This window comes from Chromatiales bacterium 21-64-14 (genome assembly GCA_002255365.1).
GTDB lineage: Bacteria > Pseudomonadota > Gammaproteobacteria > 21-64-14 > 21-64-14 > 21-64-14.
The window spans coordinates 1-11,468 of record NCBI01000057.1 but is presented as its reverse complement, the minus strand read 5'-3'; the positions used below and the strand labels follow the sequence as shown (position 1 = coordinate 11,468).

The following is an 11,468-nucleotide window of genomic DNA, read 5'->3' as shown; positions in this document are numbered from 1 at the left end:
CACTTCCCTGCGTGCGCGGGTCATACGTTCCTCCTTGAACGTCTATGACAAGTTCCACAATAAACCTACTCCCTCACCCCACAGCGGTCAAGATTCGTGGGTGTCCCATTATTGCCATTATTGCCCCCGCCATTATTGCCCCCTATTCTTTGCTTTCTTCTTCATTCCCCCCTTTGCCCCGCGTCCCATTCATTCCCGTGGGTGTCCCATTCTTTCCTTCATCCCATTCTTTCCTCTCCTCACCCCACAGCGGTCAAGATTCGTGGGTGTCCCATTTTTTGATTTTTTGTGGGTGTCCCATTTTTTTCCATTTTTTTGTTCCTTTCCTTCGACGGCCTGTACAAAGCAGAGATTCGTAGCCCCCTATTTATCAGTCCGGTGGTGGAGTACCGGGCGGCGGCACTGCTGGCGGTGCAGACCCAGGAGGAGGTGGCGCGTCGTAATACGGCCCGGGCGGCGGTGGCGGCGGCGGGTAGGCGCGGTCGCTGGGCTGCTGCTGGAGCCGCGCATCCACCGGCACCTCGTTGCCCTTGGCGTACATGCATTGCATATAGGCGTAGTCGTAACGCCGCTGCAGTTCGTAGGCCGAGTCGTTGCCTGCGCCAGCACCGGCCGCAGTACCCACCACCGCACCGGTAGCGGCACCTACGGCCGCACCTCGTCCTGGGTCGTGCCTGGACAGCGCGGCGCCCAGGGCACCGCCGAGCAACGCAGCGAGCCCGGCGCTCCGGAGCGTGCTCTGCCCGGCGACCCGGTTCGGGCTCTCACCCACCTGCATCTGGGCGAACTGACGGCAGATGGCGTTATCGGCCTGGAACTCATTGAAGTTCTTGCCGCTTCCTGGCAGTACCATTACGCTGGGGCCGTTGGGGATGGTCGCGCACGCCCCCAGTGATAACGCCACCAGCGCGGACACGCATCGAGTGCTCGTGCTCACTGTAGATTCCTTAAGTTTGGCGTGACGGGGTCAGCGCGGTGGCGCTGCGGGTACGACCTTCATCCATCCCGGTGGGCACTCACGAACGTAGGGGTAATAACCCGGCGGGGACGTGCAGTAATACCAGTAGTAGTCGGATGCACCTTGCTGCGGCGTAGGATCCACGTACACCGGTGGCTCACTGTAGACCACCACGGGTGGATAGGGGTTTGCGTAGTAGCGAGGACCGTAGAACGACGACCAGAATAAGGGAGCGCCCAGTAACAGGCCGAAACGCACGCCAGAGTGGCCGCCGTGCCCGTAACGGCCGTCTGCGTGTACGGCGCCAGTGCTGAACGCGAGGAGCAGCGCGCTGGTGCACAGCAATTTCCTATTGAACCGCATTCGACTCGCCTCCAGTGTTCCCGCCCGACGATCCAGCACCCGTATCGAAGCGGTATCCCCATACTGGATGTATACTGCAAGTGTCCACGATTGCTGCGTAAGCTTGGGTACGGTACGCGCAAAAGTTTGTAAACGTCGCGGACACCCAAAACGCGGGTAGACGGCCTATACTTCAGTATAGTCCACGCGCGCAGCCCCTGCTTGGAACCAATCGGGGGCACGAATTCGGCCAGGATAAATTAATTTGCGCGGTCATACTCGTCGCGCGAAAAGCCCCGACCCAGGGCGCCGGTGGCTAACACCGGCGGTGGGTGCCAAATCGCTCCCCGTTGCTAGGCGCCCCGCTTCTGGCGTGCCGGCAGCGCCCGCTGCAGCTTCTCGCGCGCGCTGCGCAGAAGCTTCTCGGTGGTCTCCCAGTCCATACACGGGTCGGTCACCGACACTCCGTAGCGGAGCTGTGAGAGGTCTGCGGGGATCGGCTGGCTGCCGCCGTGGAGGTTGCTCTCCAGCATCAGCGCCACGATAGAGCGGTTGCCCTCGGAGATCTGGTTGACGCAGTCCTTCGCCACCAGTGGCTGCATCGCCGGGTCCTTGTTGGAATTGGCGTGCGAGCAGTCCACCGCGATGTTAACGGGCAAGCGCGCCTCCACCAGCTCCTGCTCGGCCAGCGCGATGGAAGCCGAATCGTAGTTGGAACGGCCGTTGCCGCCACGCAGGACGATGTGGCCGTAGCGGTTGCCACGCGTGCTGAACACCGCGCACTGGCCCTCCTGGTTGATCCCGAGGAAATGGTGCGTGCGCGCCGCCGAGTGCAGCGCGTTGATTGCGACCGCAAGGCTGCCGTCGGTGCCGTTCTTGAAGCCGATCGGCGTGGACAGGCCGCTCGCCATCTCGCGGTGCGTCTGCGACTCTGTGGTGCGCGCGCCGATCGCCGTCCAGGTGATCAGGTCGGACAGGTACTGCGGGGTGATCGGGTCGAGCGCCTCGGTCGCGGCCGGCAGCCCCAACTGCGCGAGGTGCAGCAAGAGCTCGCGCGCCAGGTGCAGGCCCTTCTCGATATGGAAGGAGTCGTCCATGAACGGGTCGTTGATCAGGCCCTTCCAGCCCACAGTGGTGCGGGGCTTCTCGAAATACACACGCATGACGAGGTAGATCGTGTCGCCGACCTCCTCCGCCAGCCGCTTGAGCCTGGCGGCGTATTCGCGGGCCGCCTCGATATCGTGGATCGAACAGGGCCCGACCACCACGAACAGGCGGGGGTCCGCGCGGTCCAGGATGCGGCGCACCGTCGCGCGGCCCCGCAGCACCGCCACCTGCGCCTGCTCCGTCAACGGCAGCGCGGCCTTCACCTGCCGCGGCGTCGGCAGCAGGTCCTGCGATAGCACGTTGACGTTATCGATCCGGTCGTTATCCATGCGTCGCTGACCCTAGTAAAACTAAAATATATTCAATAATTTGAATGCTTCATCCGGGGGTCCAGATGGAAACATCCACCGGGAGGCTGCGGCGCGCGCGGGCCCTGGATCCTGATATCAGGAGTGTACAGATTAAGGGGACGCACATTAAGAGGATTTATTTGGACGCCAATACCCGCACCTTGAAAGCGGTTCGGTCCTACGCCAGTGACTCGCGCCGGATATGAAAATAAACCCCCGCTTCGATGCTGTAGGGAAAACCGTTATTCCACGGCGCGACACTGTTGTGACACCAAACTGTGTTGCTGTTCCCGCTGCCGACGGCCTCGTGATCGTCCTAATTGACACGGTCCGGGTGGCTTGCCATGCTGGCGTCCGCGGCGAGTTGTGCATGACCGATAGCCCGTAAATTCGGCGTTTCGGCGTGCCCGGGCGGACGACCGCGATGCGGCGCGTCCGCGGTAGGGTCTTTCAGGCACGGGGCAGATGTCGGCAACGTCATCGCCCCCACAGAGCGGACCACCCGTGTTGTGCCTGAATCATAGGGCGCATGGGGTCCCATGGACTCCGGTACCGGATCAACGGGGATGAGGGCGTACAGAATGAAAACAACAAAGCGGTCTGGGACGCCGGTTGCTGTTCTGTTCGCGGTTTGCGGGCTTTGCGTGGCAACCGGTCCGGCGCAGGCGCTCACGATCGTACCCACCTTTGGCAGCTCGGTCAGCGCCTCCCAGCAGGCGGCCATTGACAATGCGATCGGTTTCTACCAACAGAGTTTCACCGATCCGATATCAGTCAACATCGACTTCTCGGTCGCGTCGGGTGTCACCTACGCAGGGAAGAGCGAGAGCACTTTCGGTGTCTATTCGTACAGGGCCTATAGTAACGCGCTCGCCAGTGACGCCGCCACTAACGGCAATAGTATCGAGCAGACTGCCTATAACAACCTTCCGTATGGAAACACCGCTGGCTACATTGCCGCCACCAGCTCGAACCTGCGTGCGCTGGGTGTGCTACCTGTGCCGGCCAGCTCACTGCCAGCGGCACCAGCGGCGGAAGCTTCGACGGCACCATATCGATCAACAGTAGCGATTTTGGGATGTCCGTGATCCAGCACGAAATCGACGAGGTACTCGGTATCGGCGGATCCGGATCCGTGCTCAATACCGTGCCGACTCATGGGCAGAGCTATATCCAGCCGCTCGATCTCTTCCGCTATGCGGGTGCGCATACGCCTAGCTTTACGACCTCCGGGACCGCGACCTCGTACTTCTCGATCGATGGCGGGGTCACGAATATCGTCGATTTCAACCAGAATTCAAAAGGCGACTACGGGGACTGGGCCTCGAGCCCCTGCCATGTGCAGTCTTGGCAGCTGTGTTCAAATTCGCAATCGATCAGCTTGAGCTCTCCGGAAGGCATCGCCCTGCAGGCGATCGGCTACGATGCCGTGACGCCCGTGCCCCTGCCGGGCAGCCTGATCCTCCTGACATCCGGGTTGATCGGAATCGGGATGATACGCCGACACGGCGTCCCGGCCCCATCCGCCTGACTGCACGCATTTGACCGACGGACCGCGGATTCGGTGGCTCGAGCGACGGCAGTCCCCCATCCACGCCACCGGATCGCAGTTGAGCGGTAACCGTGGGCAGTACGCCCGCGCGCGGTGCCAGCGCGTCGGGGGCAATCAGACCGCCGGTCAGTAGCGGGACGTGCTTCCCTAGGCCGGAAGATAAATCCGTCGTCCGCCCTTGCCCCTTGTATACCGTGATGGGGCGCTCTTCTATGGGGGGACGATGAGGCTGTAGGCAAACAGCCCGTATGGGCGTGTGCGTAGCAGGATGGCCAAATCATGCAGCCGACGCGCGACCGGGTTGAGTGGGGCGGAGACGGTGCGCAGGACATCGAACGGATTTTCTCCTGACCGCCGGAACAGCGCCTGGGTCAGTTCCGGGGTGAGACTCTGCGACACGCCCGGGCTCCCGGCGCGCGGCAGGTAGTCGACATGGTAGCTGCCGGGTTTCAAGTCAGCCAAGTGCGCCGCGCTGCCGATCGCCTGCCGAATCCCGCCGATCTGATCGATCAGCCGTAAACGCAAGGCGTCGGCGCCGCTCCACGCGCGCCCCTGCGCGGCACTATCCACTTCGGCCGGAGACAGGCCGCGTGCGCGTGCCACCAGACCGACGAAGCGACGGTAGATGTGGCCAACGGAGGCCTGGAGTTCCTTGGCGACTTCCGGGCGGATCGGGCGAAATGGTGAAAGGGCCCCGGCCGTTGGCGTGGTAGCGACGTCCGAGACCCCGATACCGAGCTTGGCGAGCGTTCTGGAGAAATCGGGATAGAGCGCGAAGACCCCAATATCGGCCGTGATCGTGGTGCGGTGGGCGTAGATTTTCTGCGCGGCCGTCGACAACCAATAGGCCCCGGACGCCCCCAGTGTCCCCATGGAAACCACTACGGGTTTGCCGGCGCGGCGCAGGTGCACGACAGCGCGGCGGATGGCGTCCGCGGCATAGACACTGCCCCCGGGGCTGTTCACCTGCAATACCACGGCGCGCACGTTTTTATCATGGCGCAGACGGTCGAGCTGTTCCACGGTGGGACCTGCGGCCACCGCCCCGGGGACGGCGCTGGCCCCGCTCAGGAGCATGCCGTCGATGGGCACGACGGCGATCGCGATAGCACCGGTTGGCGCCGGCCGGGTCGCGGCGAGATAACGCCGGTAGCCGATTTCCGGGAACTGCGCGGCGGGCCGGCCGGTGACGGTTCGGGCCAACGCCCGGCGGAAGCTGTCGTAGTCAGCAAGTGTCGAGACCAGTCCCTGTTGTAGCGCAAGTGTAGCGGCGTCTCCATGGGCCTGCGTAAGCAGCGCCGACAGGTGGTTCGCGTAATACTCGACTTGGGCCGGCGTGATTCCGCGGGTGGTCGCGACCGCCTGCCGGTAGGTGCTCCACCAGGTGCGCAGCCATGCCCGATTCTCCGCATCGGCGGCAGCGGACATGTTAGCGCGGATTAGCGGTTCGACGGCTGACTTGTATTTCCCTACCCGGAATGCGTAGACGCGCACACCCACGCGTTCGAGCAGCTTCTTGAAATAGAGTTGTTCATCGGAATAGCCCGCAATCACGACCGCTCCCATCGGGTTCAGAAAGATACGCGTGGCGGACGCCGCGATGAGATAGTCCCCCTGCGAGTAGCTGGACGCGTAGGCGTAGACCGGCTTACCGGCGTGGCGAAAACGTGCAACCGCGCGGGCGACGCTGCGGACCTCCGGCAGGCTACCGCCCTGGAAGTTGCGCAGATCGAGCGCAAGGACCTTGATCTTGGGGTCGTGCGCCGCACGGTCGATGGCCGTGGTGAGGTCGCGGATACGCACCTGTGCGCTCGGGTTTCCGAGCGCCCGGTTAAGCGCGCGGCTCCAGCGCGGTTCGGAGTAGCTGTAGACCAGCCGCCCGTGGGGTGCCACCCGTAGTACCGCCGCGCCGGGGACCCCGGGACGATGCAGTGCGACGAACACGGCGATGGCCCCGATCACAAGCACCGTGAGCGTTAGCAGGTCAAGCACGGCGCGGCGTAGCCCGCGCAAAAAGCGCCCAAGCCAGCGAATAGGCAGCAACAGACGATTCATGGGCTTCTCTCATCCCGGGTAACGGCCCGGATCCGACGCCACCGGCGATCGATCAGCCACCCGGGGCGGAGCCCGGCCAGGCCCGCGCATGGGGCTCCAACAATTGCCCCGCCGAGACCCTGGCGCGCGAAGCGAGTGTTGGGGAATACGCCCGGGGCGTCAAGTGCGTACGCGCAGGCGCGGCCGGTATCGGCGGACCAGCCGGCGGCAACCCGCAGCGGGGTGGTACATCCCGTTAACCGCCTGGGGCGCCTTGTGCCCAGCGCGGGAAACCGCCTCGGAATGACCGAATGAAATATATTAAACAAACACTTGTATTTTAAAGCTCACCGCATTTATCCTTTTATCTGCCTTGTGCATTGTTTCTAGCGCCTGCTATACCGGAATCCGGAAGCAATACGCGGTTCGCGTGTTTGGGCCGGCGAGCCGGCAACGGGGGTGGAGATGGGTGCCACAGCGGTGCACGATCGTAGCGGAATCCAAGAATACGGCCGGAGGGTTGTCCCGCGATCCGGACTGCGCACGGGTGCTTGGCTCTGGCTCGTGCTCGGCTGGATGCTGGCACTGCCGGCGATGGCGGGCGCGCGCATTGGTCCCTTGACGTTCCTGGTCCGGCGCGGTGCGACGATCGCGATTCTCGCGGTCCGCGGGCACACCACCTACCACTGGTTTACCACCGATCGTCCGCCGCGGCTGGTACTGGATTTGCGCGACACGACGCCTGAGATGGTCGCACATCCGGTTTCCGCCGGCCTAGTTCGCGCCGTGTACGTCGAGCGCTATGGCCCGGGTGGCCTGCGGCTCTTGTTCAATCTCACGCGCATGGTTCCGGTTCGGTTTACGGCGCGTGCTGGATACGGCCGCCCCGGGCGCCTTGAGATTGAATTGGGCCGGGAAGCGCCGCCGCCTGTTGTGCATCCGGTCACCGCGCAGATGCGCGCCCCGGCCGCCGCGTGGGATCGTGCCACGGCACCGGAGATACGCACGCGCTTGCGCACGAAGCCGGTTATCATCGTTATCGATCCGGGCCACGGCGGGAGCGACCCGGGGACCACGGGTCCGAATGGCTTGCGCGAAAAGATCGTTACCCTCTCCATCGGGCGCATGGTAGCGCGCCGGATCGACGCCACCCCCGGGATGCGCGCGGTACTCACCCGTAACGGGGACTACTACGTCAGTCTGCGCCAGCGTGTACTCGATGCACAGCGCCATGACGCGGCTCTGTTTGTTTCGATCCACGCCAACTCATCTCCCCGCTCCCCGAGCGTCGTGGGCGGCGCTGTGTATATGCTGTCCGAACACGGCGCGAGCGACGCCGAGTCAGGGATGCTGGCACGCACCGAGAACGCCGCGGACCCGACGATAGACGGCGTGCATTTTGTGCGCAACGACCCACGCTTGAATTATGTCCTCACCGACCTGCTTCAGAATCAGGCGATCGCCGCCAGTGATAGCCTCGGGGGGGATATTCTGCACTACCTGGCGCAAGTCGAGCCGCTCTATGAGCCGCGCGTGCAGCGCGCCAACTTCGAGGTGCTGCGCGACCCGATGATCCCTTCGGTACTGGTGGAGACCGCATTTTTATCTAATCCGACCCAAGACCGCGAACTGAGCGAACGCAGTTCCCGCGAGCGGTTGGCCGACGCCATCTACGACGGGATCCGCGAATACGTGCGCAGTCACTTCCCGGGGCGCGGGACTCGGGAATACACGGTGCGGAACGGCGACACGCTGTCAGGTATCGCGGCACGCTCCGGGGTGAGCGTGGACCGCCTGCGGGCGTTCAATCACTTGCCACGGAACGACATCGCAGCCGGACAGGTCCTGCGCATCCCGCCGGGTTCGAGTTGAATCCACGCGCCGGGGATTTCACGGAGCGAGTGGCCGAGTACTCCGGCCGGTTGAGGACGAGGGTGGATTTGTTTTCATTCTCTGCATTTCGAATGATTATGATATCGTTTCGGCTCGCGACGTGGGCCAAAGCCTAGAACATAGGAAAACGCATGACCGCACATGCGCAGGAGCGGTCGGTCACGCTCAGCAACGGACAGGCCCTCGCTTACCGCAGCGCCGGAGATGACCGGGAAGGCATCCCTATCCTGTTCATCCACGGCATACCCGGTGCCTCCGATTGCTGGGTACCGATTATGGCGGAACTCGCCCGGACGCGCCCCGCATACGCCGTGGACCTGGCCGGATATGGCTATTCCAACTGGCCAGATAGCTATGACCTGTCCTTGTCCGCCCAGGCGGGTTATATCGCAGAGTTCTTGGAAAAGCGGCAGATCAGTAAGGTCATCGTGGCAGGGCACGATATCGGCGGCGGGATCGCGCAGATCTTCGCGATCCGCCATCCCGAGCGCGTTGATCGTCTGATTCTCGTCAATTCCGTAATCTCCAATCACTGGCCCGTGCCCGAGATGCGGATGATGAGACTGCGTATGATCGGGCCGGCGCTCTTCGCCCTGCTGGAAGGTCCGATCTGGTCGTACATGCTGCGCAAGGGCTTCCAGCGTCGTGAACTTCTAACGCCGGATGTTTTGCGGCGTTACCGTCGTTGGTCCGAGGGAGCGGCCGGGCGACGCCGGCTGGTGCGTAATGCCAGGGCACTCGATAACACCGAGCTGACGGAATTGTCCCGGCACCCGGAAAGACTGTCCACCGCTACGCTGATCCTATGGGGCCGGGGGGATCGCTATCTGAATGCGACGCCTGCACAGCAACTGTGCGCAGGGATGCCATGCTGCCGCTTCACTTTTATCGAAAACGCCGGTCACTTTATTCTCGATGAGCAATCTGCCAATGTCGCCGCAGCTATCCGAAAATTTGCTGAAGACGACGGGCCACACTCTCGTCAGTAGTCGGAAGTAAACAAAGCGGGGTTTCCCATGTCGGTCACTGAAGACACCGCATGGACTTTACGCGCACTATAGTGGCCCCAGGCCCGCGGCGAGCCACTATCTGCTAGACCGAGAATCAAACACCCAACGGACTGAGTTCGAGCTGACCGTCCTTCATCGCTGGGCACCAGAAATAGGCGCCTGTCATCGGCCGGGTGAAGCGGAACAGGGCGTCGGGAATGCCATCCTCCTTGCCGACCATACGGTTCAGCGCGACCTCAAAGGCGTCCAGCGTGTGGCCAAAGGCGACGAACATGAAACCGCCGTGTTCGCCTTCCACCCAGGGCATCGAGCGGCGCCACATGAAGGCCTCGGGCGCGAAACTTTCCTGCGCGGTACGTTTGACGTGCGCTGATGCAGGGGCGTCTTTCAGCTCTTCGTTGTCACTGCGACGACGACCAATGATGGCATCCTGTTCCGACCGCGGGATGGTACGCAAGCGATCGAAGTCGTGTTCCCACAGTTGCACGGCGACGAAGCTCGAGCCGGCCAGTGCGGCGTTATCGGCACTGACCAGCGCGACCTTGCGGGCCTCTTCACCCTTGGGGTTTTCGGTGCCGTCCTCATAGCCGCTCAAATCCCTGCCGCCATCGTGCACGAAGGCGTCAACCTCATGATTGAGGGAGAAGGCGTCGGCGAGTGCGGTCTCGAGTTCTCGGGCCCGATGGAACAGGGGTCCGCGCTCCTCGCCGCGCAGCCAGCACCACAGCGCGGCGGGGGTCGAGGGGATCTCGAAACCCGGACCGGCATTGGCGGGAAAGGTCCTCAGCCCGGGTATCTGTGCGTCCAGGGCCTCGGCCAGTGACAAACCGATACCGACTACGGTGTCGGTACCGTCCACAAGCGCCTGCAGAGCAGCCAAGCTGTGACGGGCGGCGTGTATGTCGGCGAGATCAAAGCTCATATAACGCGCGTGCGGTGGCAGGGGCGCGAGAATTCCGGCTTGTTCGGTGATCATGGTTCCCTCGGGTTTACGTGTGTGCGGGAGGATCCGGGGATAAGCCTGCTCGTCTTTCCCACCATTTCTTATACCAACGATTCGTCCGTGACGCCATGTCCGCGGATCAACGGGCCCTCATTCTCGACACCGCGCTCCGTGGGCGGTTGACCGGGAGCCAGCAACTCGCCGATCCAGTCGAACGTGCCTGAGCAAGCGGGCCAAGCTTCGGGGACCCGGCTGGCCTCGTCAGGGGCTTGACGGACGAAGCTTGCGGCACGCGCCTGGGCCGGGCGTACACACCAAACGGCGCTACGCGCGAAACATCGCAGGCGATCCGTTCGTCTTGCCGGCAGATAGGTCACGACGGGCACCAAGTGTATAGGCCGTCATCGAAAGCGAACCCATCGCGTAACCTTCGATGAGAATTTCTGCCGGGGACCGTGCCGCGGACGCCAAGCCTGCCAAGTATAACAGTGGTATAAAATGCTCGGGAGTCGGCACCGAGATCGCGAAATCGGGATGTCTCTGCAGATGCGTGATATTACCCGGGCGGGAAGTCATTACGTCCTTCGCTTCGCCATCGAAGCGGCGGGTCCAGTCGAATGCCGCATCGGGCTGGCACCAATCGACGCGGCTTAGATTATGCACTACGTTTCCGCTCGCGACGATTAGCACGCCACGCTCGCGTAACGGCGCGAGGCGGGCGCCCAGTTGGACATGATAGTCAAACGGGTTCAACGCGTTTATGGATAATTGCACCACAGGAATATCGGCGTCGGGAAATGCATGGATGAGAACAGCCCACGTACCGTGATCGATCCCCCAGCTGTCTTCGTCGAGACCGACATGGATGGGCTTGACCACTTCAGCCACCTCGGCGGCCAATACCGGATCCCCTGGCGCTGGATAGTCGACGCCGTACAATTCCGGCGGGAAACCATGGAAGTCGTGAATGGTCCGCGGGCGCGCCATGGCAGTAACCGCTGTGGTATTGATGTACCAATGCGCCGAGATGCACAGGATCGCGCGCGGGCGCGGTATGGTCGCGCCGAATCTACGCCAAGCCTCGGTGTAACGGCTTTTGGCAAGGGCGTTCATAGGGGTGCCGTGACCAAAAAAGACCGCGGGCATCTGCGTACCGGCGTCACTCACGGCTGCCTCCCGGCGTAAGCGTTCAAACCAGGCCGTTATTGATCCGCGACCGCGATATCTGATTTCATGGGATTGTGGGCGAACTTCGTTTTCCAAACACGCGGCGTGAGAT

At 62.9% G+C, this 11,468-nt stretch carries 10 protein-coding genes; 4 read left to right on the top strand and 6 right to left on the bottom strand.

Annotated elements, in window-relative coordinates; translation table 11 throughout:
- Window positions 1-370 precede the first annotated feature (370 nt).
- The 3 genes from B7Z66_14790 to B7Z66_14780 all read right to left on the bottom strand — a co-directional run bounded on the left by B7Z66_14790 (window position 371) and on the right by B7Z66_14780 (window position 2,736).
- Window positions 371-937, bottom strand: a complete 567-nt coding sequence (locus tag B7Z66_14790) for a hypothetical protein (GenBank protein ID OYV74935.1) — start codon at window positions 935-937, stop codon at window positions 371-373.
- A gap of 30 nt (window positions 938-967) precedes the next feature.
- Window positions 968-1,321, bottom strand: coding sequence for a hypothetical protein (locus B7Z66_14785; GenBank protein OYV74934.1), 354 nt, complete (start codon window positions 1,319-1,321; stop codon window positions 968-970).
- Window positions 1,322-1,653: 332 nt separating this feature from the next.
- On the bottom strand, window positions 1,654-2,736 hold the full coding sequence (locus B7Z66_14780; protein ID OYV74933.1) for a 3-deoxy-7-phosphoheptulonate synthase: 1,083 nt from the start codon (window positions 2,734-2,736) through the stop codon (window positions 1,654-1,656).
- 587 nt (window positions 2,737-3,323) lie between these two features.
- On the opposite strand from B7Z66_14780, the gene B7Z66_14775 reads away from it, so the two are divergent.
- Both B7Z66_14775 and B7Z66_14770 read left to right on the top strand, forming a co-directional pair.
- On the top strand, window positions 3,324-3,845 hold the full coding sequence (locus B7Z66_14775) for a hypothetical protein (protein OYV74932.1): 522 nt from the start codon (window positions 3,324-3,326) through the stop codon (window positions 3,843-3,845).
- A complete protein-coding gene (locus tag B7Z66_14770; protein ID OYV74931.1) occupies window positions 3,836-4,288 on the top strand; it encodes a hypothetical protein in 453 nt (150 codons plus the stop codon). The genes B7Z66_14775 and B7Z66_14770 overlap by 10 nt, the downstream gene beginning before the upstream one ends.
- A 231-nt stretch (window positions 4,289-4,519) precedes the next feature.
- Here B7Z66_14770 and B7Z66_14765 read toward each other — a convergent pair whose 3' ends face one another.
- The gene (locus B7Z66_14765; GenBank protein OYV74930.1) at window positions 4,520-6,364 is read right to left on the bottom strand and encodes a signal peptide peptidase SppA; all 1,845 of its coding nucleotides are present in this window, start codon (window positions 6,362-6,364) and stop codon (window positions 4,520-4,522) included.
- Window positions 6,365-6,808: 444 nt separating this feature from the next.
- On the opposite strand from B7Z66_14765, the gene B7Z66_14760 reads away from it, so the two are divergent.
- Window positions 6,809-8,215 (top strand): hypothetical protein, encoded by a 1,407-nt coding sequence (locus B7Z66_14760; protein OYV74929.1) that lies wholly within the window; start codon window positions 6,809-6,811, stop codon window positions 8,213-8,215.
- Window positions 8,216-8,367: 152 nt separating this feature from the next.
- A complete protein-coding gene (locus B7Z66_14755) occupies window positions 8,368-9,225 on the top strand; it encodes a hypothetical protein (GenBank protein ID OYV74928.1) in 858 nt (285 codons plus the stop codon).
- Between the two features lie 115 nt (window positions 9,226-9,340).
- On the opposite strand, the gene B7Z66_14750 is transcribed toward B7Z66_14755, so the two are convergent.
- Window positions 9,341-10,222, bottom strand: coding sequence for a peroxidase (locus B7Z66_14750; GenBank protein OYV74927.1), 882 nt, complete (start codon window positions 10,220-10,222; stop codon window positions 9,341-9,343).
- Window positions 10,223-10,513: 291 nt separating this feature from the next.
- Window positions 10,514-11,335 (bottom strand): 4,5-DOPA dioxygenase extradiol, encoded by an 822-nt coding sequence (locus B7Z66_14745; GenBank protein OYV74936.1) that lies wholly within the window; start codon window positions 11,333-11,335, stop codon window positions 10,514-10,516.
- Window positions 11,336-11,468: the final 133 nt, after the last annotated feature.

Coding starts and splice junctions, on each gene's coding strand:
- B7Z66_14770 (OYV74931.1), top strand. CDS start 3,836: ATGTCCGTGATCCAGCACGAAATCGACGAGGTACTCGGTATCGGCGGA.
- B7Z66_14750 (OYV74927.1), bottom strand. CDS start 10,222: ATGATCACCGAACAAGCCGGAATTCTCGCGCCCCTGCCACCGCACGCG.
- B7Z66_14785 (OYV74934.1), bottom strand. CDS start 1,321: ATGCGGTTCAATAGGAAATTGCTGTGCACCAGCGCGCTGCTCCTCGCG.
- B7Z66_14765 (OYV74930.1), bottom strand. CDS start 6,364: ATGAATCGTCTGTTGCTGCCTATTCGCTGGCTTGGGCGCTTTTTGCGC.
- B7Z66_14755 (OYV74928.1), top strand. CDS start 8,368: ATGACCGCACATGCGCAGGAGCGGTCGGTCACGCTCAGCAACGGACAG.
- B7Z66_14780 (OYV74933.1), bottom strand. CDS start 2,736: ATGGATAACGACCGGATCGATAACGTCAACGTGCTATCGCAGGACCTG.
- B7Z66_14745 (OYV74936.1), bottom strand. CDS start 11,335: ATGCCCGCGGTCTTTTTTGGTCACGGCACCCCTATGAACGCCCTTGCC.
- B7Z66_14775 (OYV74932.1), top strand. CDS start 3,324: ATGAGGGCGTACAGAATGAAAACAACAAAGCGGTCTGGGACGCCGGTT.
- B7Z66_14760 (OYV74929.1), top strand. CDS start 6,809: ATGGGTGCCACAGCGGTGCACGATCGTAGCGGAATCCAAGAATACGGC.